Here is a 15,517-nt window from a genome sequence, read left to right on the forward strand (position 1 = left end):
GGCGGCTGTCTATGGCTTCGAAAGCGTGTTAGCGCGGGATCGCTCTGGTCATCACCAGTGTCGGCTCTTGACGGTAGTTGGCTTCGTGACTGGCGCTGTAGCCCATCTTCTCGGCGACTCGGATCGAGGCTGCGTTGTCAGGGTCCAGAAGACAACAGGTTGATCGCCATTGGGTCGTCTCGGCAGCCCACCGGTGTATGCGCTCGACCGCCTCTGTCGCCAGCCCCTTCCCATGCTCCGCTGGCATCAGCCCCCAGCCCGCCTCGGGCACCGAGCCGAGCGGAGGGTCGATATCTCGCTGATAATCGGCAAAGCCGGCGGTGCCGAGATAGCGTCCGTCGTCGCGGCTGGTGATCGCCCAGTAACCGTAACCCAGCACCTGCCAATGTCCGATGTAGCGCAACAGGCGCGTCCAAGTTTCCTCGCGGCTGGCCGGGCGACCGATTGTATGACGGACAACCACCGGATCCATCCACAACGCCGTCAGCGCATCAAAATCCTCCAGCCGGTGCGGGCGCAGCGACAGCCGCTCCGTCGTCAATGTCGGCCCGGTCACGCAGGCAGGCTCCCCTGCAACACGTAGCGCAGGATTTCGACAACCTGCCGCGGTTCTTTCGCGACAGCCAAGGCAGCGGCATGTACCTCTTTCAAGGCATGCTGATGCTCATCCTGAGACAGGACAATCAGCGACTTGCCCAGAGCGGCCGCGTAGCCCGCATCAAAGGCCGCGTTCCACTGTTTGTATTTTTCGCCAAAGCGGACAACGACGATATCCGCGTCTGACAGACCCTTGCGGGTGCGAATGGCATTGACCATCGCGCCTTTGTGGTCGTGCCAATACTTGTTCGGCTCACTGCCCAGAATAGCCACACCGCAGTCATCGCTGGCGTCATGATCGGTAACCGGGCTGGCAAAATGCACATCCAGGCCCGCCGCACCATCAATAATCTGGTCCCGCCAATCGGTGTGAATTTCGCCTGAGAGATATACGTTCAAAGTCACGGAATGTCCTTTCCTGCGCGAGCAGCTGACGGTTTCGGCTCGCCCTGCCAGATCCTGTCTGTTGCTGGCCCCGCCAATGTGATGTGCCCTGGCGCCGGGACCATAGCCCGTTCGGCCAGCAGGCAGAGTATCCACCAGCTGCAACAATTCGTCCACCGCTTCGCGTCAGGTCAGGAAGCTAGCGCCGCCGTGCCACCAGATAGCGGCTCGGTATCGAGATCGGGTAATTGCCGGTCTCGATAATCTCGAACCCGGCCCGCTCCACGGCGGCCTCCAGCTCAGCAATACTTAGCAAAGCCACCGAGCTCGGCGCCTTTCCGACCAGACGCATCAATGGGATCAGTACCGAGAACATCCAGTACTTCAGGCTGCCACGCTCCTCGCCCAGACAGGGTGTCTTGGAAATGAACAGCTTCCCGCTCGGCACGCGTTCGGCGACCGACGCAAGTGCGGCATCCACATCCGGAACCAGATGCAGAAGGTTGAAAGCCATCACCACGTCAAACGGTCCGGCTGGCAGCGCGTCGTCACCGCAATGTTCAAAGGTCACGTTGTCCGCCCCGGCCTGCGCGGCCCTGTCGCGACCGATGCGCAGCATTCCCTCCGACAGATCGGTTGCGGTCATCGCCGAAACCGCGTCCGACAGTGCGATCGCGGTGGATCCCGTACCGCAGCCCACTTCCAGCACGTGGTCGCCCGCCTTCAGATAGGCTCTCGTGCGCTCCAACGTGTATTGATAGGCGGCCTCATCCCGGATTTTGGATTTGGCGTATTTGGGGGCAATCCTGTCCCAGAAGCGCGCATCGGTTGTCATCTCTATCCTCCTAAGATGGCTACAGGCTACCCATGCAGAAACATAAGTAAAATTGCCAAAATTTGCAGTTGAGGTATACATATTTGTATGGATAAACTCGACTGGAATCATATCCGGGCGTTTCTGGCGACGGCAGAAACCGGCTCCCTCTCCGCCGGTGCGCGCAAGCTGGGGCTGACCCAACCGACCCTGTCCCGACAGGTCGCAGCCCTAGAAGCCGATCTCGGTGTGATGCTGTTTGAACGTCCGGGGCGCCGTCTGGCACTGACTTCCGCAGGGCAGGATCTGCTGGACCACAGCCGCAGGATGGGGGCCGCAGCCGAGGGCCTGTCACTGGCGGCCAGCGCCTCGGCCCAAACCATCGAAGGCACCATTCGGATTACCGCAAGCGACGTCGTGTCGGCCTATGTGCTGCCGCCTGTGCTGCGCCAGATCCGACAGCGCGCGCCGCGGCTGACGATTGATGTCGTGGCCGCCAACGACATCCGGGACCTGATGCGACGCGAAGCGGATATTGCCATCCGCCATGTGCGCCCTGACCAGCCGGAACTGATCGCGCGCCTCGTGCGCGAAGCGCGGGCGCATTTCTACGCCGCCCCGAGCTATCTGGAGCGGCGGGGTCGTCCGGCATCGACCAAGGAGTTGGCAGACCACGATTTTGTCGGTTTTGCCGATGTGGACCGTTCGATTGACTTCCTGGCACCGCTTGGAATCCATCTCGCGCCGGAAAACTTTCGGATCAAGTCCTCCAGCGGTCTTACCGCCTGGGAGCTGGTCAAACAGGGCTTCGGCATCTGCCCGATGATGGAGGATGTGGCCGAGCCCACGCCCGGTATTGAACGGCTACTGCCGCGGCTGGATCCAATCGTATTTCCGATCTGGCTGACCACTCACCGCGAGCTCCACACCAGCCGCCGCATCCGGCTGGTCTTTGACCTTCTGGCAGATTTTCTCGCCCAGAACTGAAAACGCGCCCTCAACCGGGGCGCGTTTCCAGAATAATACAGGTTTCAGCCAGAGGTCACAGGCGCCGTTATCCGCGCAATGTGCCGCCGGTGACCTTGGTGACTTTTGTGACAATCTTGTCGCTGACCGCTTCGATATCCTTTTCGGTCAGGGTTTTTTCGGTCGGCTGCAAGCGGACCGTGATGGCCAGAGACTTGTTGCCCTCTCCCAGGCTGCCACCGATGAACTCGTCAAAAACGCGCACATCATCAATCAGCGCCTTGTCGGCGCCTGCGGCGGCATTGACCAGGGTAAGGGCTTCGACGTCCTCGGCCACGACAAAGGCGAAATCACGCTCGACCGCTTGCAGGTCGCTTTGAACCAGCGCACCACGATTGGCCCCGGTTTTGCGTGGCATCGGAACTTCGTCAGGCCAGATGGTAAAGGCAACAGCGGCCCCCTTGATCCCCATTTCGCTCAGAACCTTCGGGTGCAGTTCGCCAAAGACACCCAGCACTTTCTTCGGACCCAGGCAGATTTTGCCATGCCGCCCCGGATGCCACCAGGGCTCTGCCCCGCGAAGGATCTGGACCTTGGCAGGCGCACCGATTGCGGCCAGAACCGCCTCGATATCTGCCTTGGCGTCAAACGTGTCGACCGCGCGGCTGGTGCCATGCACGTCCTTGGGGCCGGTACGGCCAACCAGAAGGCCGGAAATCAGGTTATGCTGCTCACCCGGTTCACCACCGTGAAAAGCAGGTCCCGCCTCGAAGAGCGCCAGATCCATGAAGCCACGCGCCTGATTGCGTGCGGCAGCCTGCAACAGCCCGGGCAACAGTGCCGGACGCATGTGCGACATCTCGGAGGAGATCGGATTGGCCAGCATGGTCGCATCGTCCCCGCCACCAAACAGCGTTGCAGAGGCCTTGTCGATGAAGGTGTAGCTCACCACCTCGTTATAGCCGAGGCTGGCGCAGGTCCGCCGCGCGATCTGCTGGCGGCGTTGCTCAGGGGTCATCACCGGTGCAGGGACGCCATCTGTCAGGCGCGGCAACGGCTTACCTTCCAGTTTCGTGAGCGACGCGATACGCGCCACCTCCTCCACCAGATCAGCCTCGCCCATCACATCCGGGCGCCAGCTCGGAACATGGGCCATATTGCCCTCAAGCCGGAAACCCAGACGGGTCAGGGTCTGGCGCTGCTCTGATTCCGGGATATCCATCCCGACCAGCGACTGGACCCGCTCGGGATCCAGCTTATAGGCGCGCGCGTGATCCGGTACAGCACCTGCGATCACCACATTCGACGGCTCGCCACCGCAGAGGTCGAGGATCATCCGGGTGGCATGATCGAGACCTTCACGGGTGTATTCGGGGTCGACGCCCCGCTCGAAACGGTAGCGCGCGTCCGAGTTGATTTTCAGCGCCCGGCCAGTGGTCGCGATCTGCACATGGTCCCAGAATGCGCTCTCAAGGAACACATCGGTCGTTTCCTCGGTGCACCCGGTGTCGGCCCCGCCCATGATGCCCGCAATGCTCTCTGGGCCATTGTCGTCGGAGATGACCATCTGCCCTTCGGCGAAGGTGTAGTCCTTCTCATCCAGCGCGGTCAGCGTCTCGCCACCCGCTGCCCGGTGGATGCGCAGATTGCCCGCTACCTTGGCCGCGTCAAAGACATGCAGTGGGCGGTTCTGATCGAAGGTGAAATAATTGGTGATATCAACCAGTGTCGAAATCGGACGCAGACCAATGGCGCTCAACCGGTCCTGTAGCCACTGCGGGCTAGGGCCGTTCTTCACGCCGCGGATCAGGCGACCGGTGAACAGCGGGCAGCCATCCAGCGTATCTGCGTCGATATTGACCTTGATCGGGCTTTCGAATCCGCCGTCGACCGGCTCGATATCAAGCGGCTTCAATGTGCCCAGCCCGCGTGCGGCCAAATCCCGCGCGATCCCCCTAACCCCCAGCGCATCCGGGCGGTTCGGCGTGATGGCGATTTCAATAACGGGATCGACCTTGGCCGGGCTATTCTCGGCCAGCCAATCGACGAAGCGATCGCCGACATTGCCCGAAGGCAGCTCGATGATGCCGTCATGTTCATCCGACAGTTCCAGCTCGCGCTCGGACGCCATCATGCCAAAGCTCTCGACACCGCGGATCTTGCCCACACCGATGGTGATGTCGAGACCGGGAATATACATGCCCGGTTTGCAAACCACGACGGTGATACCTTCACGGGCATTGGGCGCGCCGCAGATGATCTGCATCTCGCCTTCATCGGTGTCGACCTTGCACACCCGCAGCTTGTCCGCGTCGGGGTGTTTCTCGGCATGTTTCACATAGCCGAGCGTAAAATCCTTCAGCCGGTCCGCAGGGTTCGACACACCTTCGACCTCAAGCCCGAGGTCGGTCAGTGTTTCGGTGATGTCCTCGACGGAGGCCTCAGTGTCGAGGTGGTCTTTCAGCCAAGAAAGAGTGAATTTCATCGGTCCGGTTTCCTATGGCAAGCCATGCATGTTGCAGCAGGCAATGACAAAGATTGCCCCCATGTGCAAGCCTTGGCTCCGCTCTCGGTCTAAGGATAGCTGGGGGTGAGACCCAAAAGCTCATCCAGCTGCCGACCGATCCAACCATGCGGGATGAAATGCCCGCCCGGGTGCAGATCCAGGGTGACATCATGCCCACCGCAGCTCCAGCCGGTGCGCGAAAACGTCAGGAAACTGCGGACCTGCCAATCTCCCTGCGCCTCGCCTCCGCCGGAACAGTCGAACGCCCGCCGCCACAAGGCCACCGGATAGGTCACATCACCCCCCGGCCCCATCGGAAAATCCATCACCGTGTCCGCAAGCCCGTGCACATGCCGAACCTCCTGCGGGGCCTCGGCGCAGGTTTCGGTTTGATCAATACTGCCCGCCACCGCCAGCAATGCCGCAATCCCCTTGCCGCTCTGGCAGGCGTAACGCCAGGCCATGGCGGATCCGTAGGAATAGCCCGAGACAAAGACCTGTTCGGCATCGACCGGGTAGCGTTTTGCCACATCCGCCAGCACCGCATCGGCAAAGGTCACATCTTCGGTGTCTGCCGTCCAGAAATTCCAGCTCTTGCCACGGCCATTCGGGGTGACCAGCAATACGCCCCGCCGTTTGGCCGAGGCCCCGACCCGATCGGAGCGCAGCGCATGTTTGCCTGTTCGCGACCAGCCATGAAAATGCATCAGCACAGGCAGCGGCGCGACACCGTCCCAGTTATCAGGCTCCATCACGTGATAGCTGCGATCTCCCAGCGCGCAGGCCAGCTCTTCGCCGCAGGGGTCTGCATTTGCCTTCCACGGCCCCATGGCCGCGACAGAGGTGGCACACATGTAAGCGGTTGAGAGCAAGAGGAGAAAACGTGTCATAGACGGGAGACTACCCGACACCACCCCCCTGTCATTTCACATGTTTGTGGGCAAGACATCGGAAGGCAGCCTACTTATGAAATAGTCTGATCAATCTCTCCAACAACACCCTTCAAATTGTGTGTGTAAATGAAACTAGCCAACGAAGCGGTCCGCATTAGATCTAAACGAAATAGAGACGAGATAAGACCGTGTAGGACACCCCTTCGGTAACTTAAATTGCCCATACACTCCGATGGGTTTTCAAACTTATTATCCTGGCGTTTCTCTATATCCATATCTTTGTGCTGGTTTTCACATATCGCCACATGCTTTCTGAGATACATTGGAACTTGAAGGAGAGTCGCAAAGACGTCACTCTCACACAACAAATCAAGCTCATATGTCAGGCTCTCGATTTCAACGACACATTTCTTAGCTTCGCTCCAATCATCTACGCGTAAGGCCTGATTTATCTGCCCGAGTAGCTGAAGATATGCTCTAAATGCTTGTCGTTTTTCGCTTCGCAACAGAAACTGATGCTCCAACTTTCGCTGCCACCCGAAAACAAAAGTCGACACTAGTAGACCTACGACGGCTGCCGAAGTCACCCACCCTTGTATCACCGGCTCAAACCACCGTGCAGCGTCGGCACGTCGAGACACTGGAAACCGTAGTGGCGCAGCCAGCGCAGGTCGCTGTCGAAGAAGGCGCGCAGATCAGGAATACCGTATTTCAGCATCGCGATCCGGTCGATCCCCATCCCGAACGCAAACCCCTGATAGATGTCTGGGTCGATCCCGCCAGCGGCAATCACCTTGGGGTGCACCATGCCGGAGCCGAGGATTTCAAGCCAGTCGTCACCCTCACCAATCTTCAGCGTGCCATCTTTCCAGGAACAGCGGATATCAACCTCGGCCGACGGTTCGGTGAAGGGGAAATGCGACGCACGGAAACGCAGATCGACGCTGTCCACCTCAAAGAAGGATTTCACGAATTCTTCCAGCACCCATTTCAGGTTCGCCATGGAGATGTTCTTGTCCAGCGCGAGGCCTTCGACCTGATGGAACATCGGCGTGTGGGTCTGATCGTAATCAGCGCGGTAAACGCCACCCGGACAGATGATGCGCAAAGGCGCACCCATCTTCTCCATCGAGCGGATCTGGACGGGGCTGGTATGGGTGCGAAGCACATGCGGCGGGCGGTTATCGCCCTCGGCACGGTGCATGTAGAACGTGTCCATCTCAGCGCGTGCCGGATGGTGGCCGGGGATATTCAGCGCATCGAAATTGTACCAGTCGGTGTCAATACGCGGGCCTTCGGCAACGGAGAAACCCAGCTCGGCAAAGATCGCGGTCAACTCCTCGCTGGCCTGGCTGATCGGATGCAGAGTCCCGCTGCGCGTCGGGCGGGTCGGCAAGGTGACGTCCAGCCATTCGGTCCGCAGGCGCGCATCCAATGCGGCATCGGCCAGCCCGGCCTTCTTGGCGGCGAGTGCGGCGTTGATCTCATCCTTCAGCGCGTTCAGGGCCGGACCCGCAACCTGACGCTCTTCAGGCGTCATCTTGCCCAGCTCACGCATCTTCAGCGCGACTTCGCCCTTTTTCCCAACAGCTGCAACCCGGATGGTCTCCAGCGCGTTTTCATCGGCAGCATCGGCGATCTGCCCGAGATATTTTGCTTTAAGATCGTCCATGACGGTCCCCTGAATAATGCTGCAGCCCTGCTACCACAGCAGAAGCTGAAAGCAAGCTTTTGAACCGGTTCTCTGCCAATCGGGCGGCAATCGCGACAATCCGGCAGCCTCCCCGCCTCCGTCAGACCGTATAGCCTGCCTCTCTAGCAGATCAGCAACAGCAAAAGGGCCGCCCTTTGCAGAGCGGCCCTTTCGGAATTGTCTTGCGCCTAAGCTTAGGCTGCCAGTGCGCTCTGTGCCTGCTTCACGATGGCACCGAATGCTTCGGGCTCGTGTACGGCCAGATCGGCCAGCACTTTGCGGTCCACTTCGATACCGGCCAGGGTCAGGCCGTTGATGAAGCGGGAGTATGTCAGAGCCTCGTCGTGGCTACGCACGGCTGCGTTGATCCGCTGGATCCACAGCGCGCGGAAATTCCGCTTGCGGTTCTTACGGTCGCGGGTTGCGTATTGGTTTGCCTTGTCAACAGCCTGACGCGCGACCTTGAAGGTATTCTTGCGACGGCCATAATAGCCTTTTGCGGCCTTGATGACTTTCTTGTGACGGGCGTGAGTTGTGGTACCACCTTTAACGCGGGACATATCTCAGATCTCCTCTTAGCGGTCGTAGGGCATGAAGCCCTTGACGATCTTTGCGTCGGGTGCCGACAGGGTAGTGGTGCCGCGGGCGTCGCGGATAAACTTGCGGGTCCGCTTGATCATGCCATGGCGCTTGCCGGCCTGACCTGCGAGGACCTTGCCGGTCGCGGTCACTTTGAAGCGCTTCTTGGCGCTCGATTTTGTCTTCATTTTGGGCATTTCCGTCTCCTTCAATGCGGGTTCGGTCTATGCGCGACTCGGCATGCCACATTGGGCCGGCCACGCGAACAGGGCTGCCGTTTACGCAAGCTGGACCATAAGGGCAAGCAGATTCTTCGAGCAGACGGCCAATCCGCCCTGCTGCGGTTCAGTCAGCGCGGCCTCGACAGTCAGCGCGCGCCATGACGCTCAGGTAAAGCGGCCAATCACCCGGAAAATGGCTTTCGGGATATCGTCGATCTGATACCCGCCGGATTTGGTACTGAACGCATATAGGAGCAGACCCACCGCCACGACAAGAAAAACCGCCGACACCCTGGGGGTGCGGCGGTCGGTAGCGGCAGACAACAGCGCGGGTATTGCCAGAAAAGCCAGCAACAACCCAAGCACCAGTGCCAGATCCGTATCCATGCTGCGCGTCCTCGCAGAAGACTAAGACGCGTTCAGGTTACTCCGGGTCGGTGCTGTAGATCAAACGTTCATCGCAGGGTGCCACACGCAGGATGTTGGTGGTGCCCGGAACGTTGAAAGGCACACCGGCCGTCACGACGATCTGATCGGTTTCCCCGGCGAACCCGCCGGAACGGGCGGCACGCGCGGCACCGACCACAGCGCCTTTGAAGCGTTCCTGATCCGGCGTCACCACACAGTTGCAGCCCCAGCTCAGCGCCAGACGGCGGGCCGTCCGGTTCAGCGGCGTCAGCGCAATGATCGGCACGCCCGGACGCTCCCGTGCGGTCAGCAGCGCGGTGGTGCCGCTTTGGGTATAGCAGCAGATCGCCTTGATCTCGGTCTTCTCGGCGATTTCACGCGCGGCAGCGACAATGGCGTCGGCGACGGTATCGCCCTTGGCCGAGCGGGAAGAGGCAATGATCTGGCTATAGGTCGGATCCACCTCTACCTCGGTGGCGACATTATCCATCGTCTTCACCGCTTCGATCGGGTACTGGCCTGCCGCGGATTCAGCGGAGAGCATGATTGCATCCGCCCCCTCGTAGATCGCGGTTGCCACATCGGAGACTTCGGCGCGGGTCGGCATCGGGCTTTCGATCATGCTTTCCAGCATCTGGGTGGCCACGATCACCGGTTTGGCAGCTGCACGGCAGCGACGCACCAGACGTTTCTGGATCGGCGGCACAGCAGCAACCGGCAGTTCAACACCCAGATCGCCGCGCGCAACCATGATCCCGTCGGAGGCATCTAGGATTTCATCGAAATTGTCGACCGCAGCCGGTTTTTCGATTTTCGACAGCACAGCCGCGCGACCATCCGCAAGACCACGTGCCTCGTAGACGTCCTTGGCGCGCTGAACAAAGGACAGCGCCAGCCAATCGACGCCCAGCCCGCAGACAAATTCCAGATCGCCGCGATCTTTCTCCGACAGGGCCGCCAGCGGCAGCACCACATCGGGAACATTCACCCCCTTGCGGTTGGAGATTGTCCCACCTGTGGTGACGGTACAATTGGCGAAGTCGTTGCCGCAGGTCTCCACCTTCAGGCGAATCTTGCCATCGTTGACCAGCAGATGGGCACCGGGCTGCAGGGCTTCGAAAATCTCGGGGTGGGGAAGACAGACGCGATTCACGTCACCCTCTGCCTTGTCCAGATCCAGCCGGAAGGACGCACCTTCGACCAGCTCCTCCGAACCATTGGCAAAGACGCCGACACGCAGCTTCGGCCCCTGAAGGTCGGCGAGGATGGCAATCGAGCTGTCCAGATCGGCCTCGACCTTGCGAATAATCGCATGTTTGGCGGCAATCTCTTCGTGGCTGCCGTGCGACATGTTCAGACGGAACACATCTGCACCCGCCTCATGCAGGGCACGGATGGTCTCATAGGTTTCGGATGCCGGCCCAAGGGTGGCAACAATCTTTACATTGCGCGATCTTCTCATGGGGTCATCCTCTTCATCGGCTGGAACGGTGTTATCGCAAACATTGCTGCGGCGCTTATCGCCTAATTCCCATTTTGCCGCAACTCCCCTAAAGCTTCATCATCAAATGGCGACGGACAGATGACATATTCACCATTCTTCTTGCATGGGGCCGGGCGCCCTGCCCGCTGGGTGATCTGCTGCGATCACGCCACCAATCATGTCCCCCCGTTTGTGAACAACGGCGAACTTGGCCTGCCGCGCGCGGACATGGAGCGCCACATTGCCTATGATATCGGCGCCTATGGGGTGGCACAGCAGTTGGGGCAGCTTCTGGATGCGCCGGTCATCGCCTCCAATTTCTCGCGACTGGTGATTGATCCAAACCGTGGCCCGGATGATCCGACCCTGCTTATGAAACTCTACGACGGGACCATCATTCCCGGCAACCGCCACGCCGATGCGGCCGAGCGAACGGCGCGGATGGCGGCCTGCTACCACCCCTATCATGATGCTCTGGCCGAGCTGCTGATGCGGCCCGGCGCAATTCTGGTGTCCATCCACTCCTTCACCCGCCAACTGCGCGGACGTCCGCCACGGCCCTGGCACATCGGAATCCTGTCACCTGACAACGAGCCCCTGTCGCCCCATATCGTCACCGAGCTGAAGGCGCAGCCGGACCTCTGCGTCGGCGTGAATGCGCCCTACACAGGCTATCTGCCCGGCGATACGCTGGATCGACATGGTACCGCCCATGCGCGCCCAAACACGCTGATCGAACTGCGCAACGATCTGATTGCCAGTGCGGCCAAGCAGCAGGACTGGGCCGAACGTCTGGCCAATGTACTGCCCTGCGCCTTGGACAAATCAGGTCTCTGACACCCGATAGGGCGCGACCACCGGTGCGAGTTGCCCCGCCCGGATGCAACTGCTAGTCACGCAGATAGTGTCATGGAAGGAGCCCGACATGGACAAGCAGACCCAGATCGAACTAGAGGCGGCCGCCTTCCGCCGGTTGCGCCAGCACCTGATGGAAGACCGCACCGATGTGCAGAACATCGACATGATGAATCTCGCAGGGTTCTGCCGCAATTGCCTGTCGCGCTGGTATCAGGAAGCCGCCAATGAACGCGGCATCGAGATGGGAAAAGCCGAGGCACGTGAAAGCTTCTACGGCATGACCATGGATGAATGGAAAGCCAACTATCAGACCGAGGCCTCTGTCGAGAAACAGGCCGCTTTTGAGACCGCATTTCAAGAGAATGTAGGAAAAGAGCCCTCCTGACGGTCCAGCCCCGCCACCACGGACCGCGAGGTTACTGCCGCGTGAAGCGACCTGATGAAGGCCCCGGCAGGGGCCTTTTTTGCGTCACTGCGCCCCTGACACATAGGCGATCATAGCCGATTGGTCGTCGGCTGGTCAGATCACGCCGATTTCCGCAAGCGCCTGCGACAGCTCAGGCGGCAACGGCTTTTCTGCCACACGCCCTTTTCGCAGATCCGGCGGCGTGTCCTCCGGCTTCAGATAGCGCCACCCCTGAAAAGCCCGCCGCGTTGCGACCTGTGTACGGTGGATTTCCGGCTCCAGAACAATTGCACAGCGGCGGATTCCGTCGCCACCGATCACCTCGTCCAGCCGCAGAATGCGTTGACGACACTGGATTTGTCCCTTGATCACCCAATAGATCGACCCACCATTGAGGATCTCCGCTTCGCGCTTGGGCCACATCCGCGTAACATGGCGCGGCAATCCCTCCGGCAACTGCTTGCGGTACTCCGCCTGCCAGGCTGCCAGCCCGTCAACAGTTTCAGTCCCAACGGAAAGTTTCACGAGGTTGATATAGTTATCCACAAGATGCCCACAGAGTCGTCCAGATGATCAACTCTATATTGTAGGTCAGACTGGCAGATCGACAAGGTGTTGTGGTACGATGATGATAAATTTACGCCTCCGCGCGATTTCTGCGTTGAGGATATCGGCGCGGCTGGTGTAGTCAGGCCGCCACCTTGCCACGACCGACCATAGGGATTCGCCATATGAGCCGCTTTGCCGCCCCGATTGCCGAACAGATCTGGGACATGAAATACCGTTTCAAACAGGCCGATGGCACCCCCATCGACCAGACCGTCGAAGACAGCTGGCGCCGCATCGCCCGCGACCTGGCACGGGCTGAGACCGATCCCAAGATGTGGGAGGACAAATTCTACGGCGCGCTTGAGGACTTCCAGTATCTGCCCGCTGGTCGGATCACCGCCGGTGCCGGCACCGCGCGGCAGGTGACCCTGTTCAACTGCTTCGTGATGGGCACCGTCCCCGACAGCATGGCTGGCATCTTCGACATGCTGAAAGAGGCCGCGCTGACCATGCAGCAGGGCGGTGGCATCGGCTATGACTTCTCCACCATCCGTCCGCGCGGCGCCGATGTGAAAGGTGTTGCCGCAGACGCCTCTGGCCCGCTCAGCTTCATGGATGTCTGGGACGCCATGTGCCGCACCATCATGTCCGCAGGCTCGCGCCGGGGCGCGATGATGGCGACCATGCGCTGCGACCATCCCGATATCGAGGCCTTCATCACCGCGAAATCCGATCCCGCCCGCCTGCGCATGTTCAACATGTCCGTGCTGGTCACCGACCCCTTCATGGAAGCGGTAAAGGCAGATGGATCCTGGGATCTGGTTTTTGGTGACAAGGTTTATCACACCGTCCAGGCGCGGGACCTGTGGAACAAGATCATGCAGGCGACTTATGATTACGCCGAACCCGGTGTGATCTTCATCGACCGCATCAACAAGGCCAACAACCTGTCCTACGTGGAACAGATCGCGGCCACCAACCCCTGCGGCGAACAGCCCCTGCCCCCCTATGGCGCCTGCCTGCTTGGCTCGATCAATCTGGCGCGCCTGGTCAAGAACCCCTTCGAGAAAGACTCCGAACTGGATCCGCAGGCCCTGAAAGAGCTGGTCGCCACCGCGGTGCGGATGATGGATAACGTTGTAGACGTGTCGAAATTCCCCTTGGAGGCCCAGGCACAGGAAGCCCAGAACAAGCGCCGCATCGGTCTTGGTGTAACAGGCCTTGCCGACGCACTGCTGATGCTGGGGCTGCGCTATGGCTCGGACGAAGCCGCGCGGCAGACCGAGGATTGGCTGCACGCGATCGCCCGCGCGGCCTATCTGGCCTCGGTGGATCTGGCCAAGGAAAAAGGCGCCTTCCCGCTGTTCGATGCGGATGCCTACCTGGCGTCGGGCACCATGATGAATATGGACGAGGATGTGCGCGACGCAATCCGCGAACACGGTATCCGCAACGCGCTGCTGACCTCCATCGCACCGACCGGCACCATCTCGCTTTATGCGGGCAACGTGTCCTCGGGGATCGAACCCGTCTTTGCCTATGCCTATACCCGCAAGGTCCTGCAAAAGGACGGCAGCCGCACTGAAGAGGAAGTCGTGGATTACGCCGTGCAGATGTGGCGCGACAAGTTCGGCGACAAGGAGCTGCCCGACTATTTCGTCAACGCCCAGACCCTGCCCCCCTCCGACCACGTCAAGATGCAGGCGGCGGCGCAGAAATGGATCGACTCGTCGATCTCCAAGACCATCAACTGCCCCGAAGACATTTCCTTTGATGAGTTCAAGGACGTCTACATGCAGGCCTGGGACCTCGGTTGCAAAGGCTGCACCACCTATCGCCCCAATGACGTAACCGGCTCAGTCCTGACCGTCAGCGAAAGCTCCGACAAGGCGCCGGGCGAAAGCGCCGATGCACCGCATCAAAGTGATATGGGCGAGAATGGCGCCGAAGTCGTCTATATGTCAGAGCCGCTGGACCGCCCGCAGTCTCTGGAGGGTCACACCTACAAACTGAAGTGGCCGGATTCCGAGCACGCCATTTACCTCACCATCAACGACATCATCATCAACGGCCACCGCCGCCCGTTTGAGGTCTTCATCAACTCCAAGAACATGGAGCATTACGCCTGGACCCTGGCGCTGACCCGGATGATCTCGGCCGTGTTCCGCCGTGGCGGCGATGTGTCCTTTGTCGTCGAGGAGCTGAAAGCGGTCTTCGATCCGCGGGGCGGCGCCTGGGTGCAAGGCAAATACATCCCCTCCATTCTGGCGGCGATCGGCGGCGTGATTGAAACCCATATGGTGGCAACCGGCTTCCTCGAAGGTGAAGGCATGGGGCTGAAATCAGATCCGCAAGCGGAAGTGGTTTCCCTCAATGCTCCACGCGGCAAACCCTGCCCCAGCTGCGGCCAATACGATCTGCAGATGGTGGAAGGCTGCATGACCTGCCGCAGCTGCGGCCACAGCAAATGCGGGTAACCTGCGGCACCTGATGTCTCGACAGTCGGACGCAGCATGACCCGCCCATTCAGAGGCGCTTCTTAGCCTTCTGATGCACAGTAAATAGACCACCGGGAGCCCCGCTCTCGGTGGTTTTCTATTAAGCATACTTTCTGCAAAACACCGACTTTGTTGGAGGTTTCTTTCAGGAAAAGCAGCCTGCCTTCAACGTGGAGTTCGCCATCGGCTCCCGGGAAGAGGGAAAAAACTCGCTAGCTGCGCATCCGTCAGCTAGAAGAGATCAGACATGGTCAACACTCAGTTTTCGAACCGTGAGTCACGCATCCTGTCAGAAACCAATCGGCCTCCCCCTCGGTGAAACGATCGAGCCTGTGAGCGATTTCCTGTCAAGCCCCTGGAATACCGAAGAAAAGCGATGGCTCTTGGGACAAGAACCATCTTCAACGCGACCATCAAATCACCATGGGCCTACGACAGATAGACCGTTTGCCGCAGGGCGCAAGCTGCTGAGAGTTTTGGATTTTTGGATATCTTCACATCAAAATGTGAAATGGTGCGGTCGAGAAGACTCGAACTTCCACGGGTGTTACCCCACAGCGACCTCAACGCTGCGCGTCTACCAATTCCGCCACGACCGCACTGTCTTGACTTGGTGTAGCGGCGTATAGACGAGCGCGGGACGGTTGTGAAGATGCAAAATG

15 protein-coding genes and 1 tRNA gene are annotated in these 15,517 nt (G+C 60.0%); 4 read left to right on the forward strand and 12 right to left on the reverse strand.

Annotated elements, in window-relative coordinates; all coding sequences use genetic code 11:
- Positions 1-28: 28 nt before the first annotated feature.
- The 3 genes from VWZ81_RS17015 to VWZ81_RS17025 all read right to left on the reverse strand — a co-directional run bounded on the left by VWZ81_RS17015 (position 29) and on the right by VWZ81_RS17025 (position 1,816).
- Positions 29-556 (reverse strand): GNAT family N-acetyltransferase, encoded by a 528-nt coding sequence (locus tag VWZ81_RS17015; protein ID WP_416543195.1) that lies wholly within the window; start codon positions 554-556, stop codon positions 29-31.
- A complete protein-coding gene (locus VWZ81_RS17020) occupies positions 553-1,002 on the reverse strand; it encodes a YtoQ family protein (RefSeq protein ID WP_416535848.1) in 450 nt (149 codons plus the stop codon). Before VWZ81_RS17020 ends, VWZ81_RS17015 begins: the two co-directional genes overlap by 4 nt.
- Positions 1,003-1,180: 178 nt before the next feature.
- The gene (locus VWZ81_RS17025; RefSeq protein WP_416543194.1) at positions 1,181-1,816 is read right to left on the reverse strand and encodes a class I SAM-dependent methyltransferase; all 636 of its coding nucleotides are present in this window, start codon (positions 1,814-1,816) and stop codon (positions 1,181-1,183) included.
- A gap of 87 nt (positions 1,817-1,903) precedes the next feature.
- Between VWZ81_RS17025 and VWZ81_RS17030 the strand changes: the two genes are divergently transcribed.
- Positions 1,904-2,782, forward strand: a complete 879-nt coding sequence (locus VWZ81_RS17030; RefSeq protein ID WP_416540569.1) for a LysR family transcriptional regulator — start codon at positions 1,904-1,906, stop codon at positions 2,780-2,782.
- 67 nt (positions 2,783-2,849) lie between these two features.
- Here the strand turns inward: VWZ81_RS17030 and pheT are convergent, their stop codons facing one another.
- The 7 genes from pheT to pyk form a co-directional block, all read right to left on the reverse strand.
- Entirely contained in the window at positions 2,850-5,246 is a 2,397-nt protein-coding gene (gene pheT, locus VWZ81_RS17035; RefSeq protein WP_416543193.1) for a phenylalanine--tRNA ligase subunit beta, read from the reverse strand.
- 89 nt (positions 5,247-5,335) lie between these two features.
- A complete protein-coding gene (locus VWZ81_RS17040) occupies positions 5,336-6,157 on the reverse strand; it encodes an alpha/beta hydrolase family esterase (protein WP_416543192.1) in 822 nt (273 codons plus the stop codon).
- Positions 6,158-6,758: 601 nt separating this feature from the next.
- Complete coding sequence (pheS, locus tag VWZ81_RS17045; RefSeq protein ID WP_340544717.1) at positions 6,759-7,832, reverse strand: phenylalanine--tRNA ligase subunit alpha; 1,074 nt, start codon at positions 7,830-7,832, stop codon at positions 6,759-6,761.
- 215 nt (positions 7,833-8,047) lie between these two features.
- Positions 8,048-8,413 (reverse strand): 50S ribosomal protein L20, encoded by a 366-nt coding sequence (rplT, locus tag VWZ81_RS17050; protein WP_014873789.1) that lies wholly within the window; start codon positions 8,411-8,413, stop codon positions 8,048-8,050.
- Between the two features lie 15 nt (positions 8,414-8,428).
- Complete coding sequence (gene rpmI / locus VWZ81_RS17055; RefSeq protein WP_014873788.1) at positions 8,429-8,629, reverse strand: 50S ribosomal protein L35; 201 nt, start codon at positions 8,627-8,629, stop codon at positions 8,429-8,431.
- Positions 8,630-8,818: 189 nt separating this feature from the next.
- Complete coding sequence (locus tag VWZ81_RS17060) at positions 8,819-9,040, reverse strand: hypothetical protein (protein ID WP_340544710.1); 222 nt, start codon at positions 9,038-9,040, stop codon at positions 8,819-8,821.
- A gap of 37 nt (positions 9,041-9,077) precedes the next feature.
- On the reverse strand, positions 9,078-10,523 hold the full coding sequence (gene pyk, locus VWZ81_RS17065; protein ID WP_416535844.1) for a pyruvate kinase: 1,446 nt from the start codon (positions 10,521-10,523) through the stop codon (positions 9,078-9,080).
- Between the two features lie 120 nt (positions 10,524-10,643).
- Here pyk and VWZ81_RS17070 point away from each other — a divergent pair, with 120 nt between their 5' ends.
- The gene (locus tag VWZ81_RS17070; protein WP_416538419.1) at positions 10,644-11,381 is read left to right on the forward strand and encodes an N-formylglutamate amidohydrolase; all 738 of its coding nucleotides are present in this window, start codon (positions 10,644-10,646) and stop codon (positions 11,379-11,381) included.
- Between the two features lie 88 nt (positions 11,382-11,469).
- Positions 11,470-11,787, forward strand: a complete 318-nt coding sequence (locus VWZ81_RS17075; protein WP_416535842.1) for a DUF1244 domain-containing protein — start codon at positions 11,470-11,472, stop codon at positions 11,785-11,787.
- Between the two features lie 135 nt (positions 11,788-11,922).
- Here VWZ81_RS17075 and VWZ81_RS17080 read toward each other — a convergent pair whose 3' ends face one another.
- Positions 11,923-12,354 carry a DUF1489 family protein gene (locus VWZ81_RS17080; protein WP_416538417.1) on the reverse strand — a complete coding sequence of 144 codons (432 nt, stop codon included), beginning with the start codon at positions 12,352-12,354 and terminating at the stop codon, positions 11,923-11,925.
- A gap of 185 nt (positions 12,355-12,539) precedes the next feature.
- Here VWZ81_RS17080 and VWZ81_RS17085 point away from each other — a divergent pair, with 185 nt between their 5' ends.
- On the forward strand, positions 12,540-14,834 hold the full coding sequence (locus VWZ81_RS17085; RefSeq protein ID WP_416535840.1) for an adenosylcobalamin-dependent ribonucleoside-diphosphate reductase: 2,295 nt from the start codon (positions 12,540-12,542) through the stop codon (positions 14,832-14,834).
- Between the two features lie 533 nt (positions 14,835-15,367).
- Here the strand turns inward: VWZ81_RS17085 and VWZ81_RS17090 are convergent.
- Positions 15,368-15,454 (reverse strand) — tRNA-Leu (locus VWZ81_RS17090).
- Positions 15,455-15,517 lie beyond the last annotated feature (63 nt).

The sequence above is a fragment of the Phaeobacter sp. JH20_34 genome (assembly GCF_048056095.1).
In the GTDB taxonomy this organism is placed as follows: domain Bacteria; phylum Pseudomonadota; class Alphaproteobacteria; order Rhodobacterales; family Rhodobacteraceae; genus Phaeobacter; species Phaeobacter bryozoorum.

Excerpts from the sequence above, each read along its gene's own strand:
- VWZ81_RS17085 (WP_416535840.1), top strand. The coding sequence starts at position 12,540 with ATGAGCCGCTTTGCCGCCCCGATTGCCGAACAGATCTGGGACATGAAA.
- pheS (WP_340544717.1), bottom strand. The coding sequence starts at position 7,832 with ATGGACGATCTTAAAGCAAAATATCTCGGGCAGATCGCCGATGCTGCC.
- rplT (WP_014873789.1), bottom strand. The coding sequence starts at position 8,413 with ATGTCCCGCGTTAAAGGTGGTACCACAACTCACGCCCGTCACAAGAAA.
- VWZ81_RS17075 (WP_416535842.1), top strand. The coding sequence starts at position 11,470 with ATGGACAAGCAGACCCAGATCGAACTAGAGGCGGCCGCCTTCCGCCGG.
- VWZ81_RS17030 (WP_416540569.1), top strand. The coding sequence starts at position 1,904 with ATGGATAAACTCGACTGGAATCATATCCGGGCGTTTCTGGCGACGGCA.
- VWZ81_RS17070 (WP_416538419.1), top strand. The coding sequence starts at position 10,644 with ATGACATATTCACCATTCTTCTTGCATGGGGCCGGGCGCCCTGCCCGC.
- pheT (WP_416543193.1), bottom strand. The coding sequence starts at position 5,246 with ATGAAATTCACTCTTTCTTGGCTGAAAGACCACCTCGACACTGAGGCC.
- VWZ81_RS17060 (WP_340544710.1), bottom strand. The coding sequence starts at position 9,040 with ATGGATACGGATCTGGCACTGGTGCTTGGGTTGTTGCTGGCTTTTCTG.
- VWZ81_RS17040 (WP_416543192.1), bottom strand. The coding sequence starts at position 6,157 with ATGACACGTTTTCTCCTCTTGCTCTCAACCGCTTACATGTGTGCCACC.
- rpmI (WP_014873788.1), bottom strand. The coding sequence starts at position 8,629 with ATGCCCAAAATGAAGACAAAATCGAGCGCCAAGAAGCGCTTCAAAGTG.
- pyk (WP_416535844.1), bottom strand. The coding sequence starts at position 10,523 with ATGAGAAGATCGCGCAATGTAAAGATTGTTGCCACCCTTGGGCCGGCA.
- VWZ81_RS17025 (WP_416543194.1), bottom strand. The coding sequence starts at position 1,816 with ATGACAACCGATGCGCGCTTCTGGGACAGGATTGCCCCCAAATACGCC.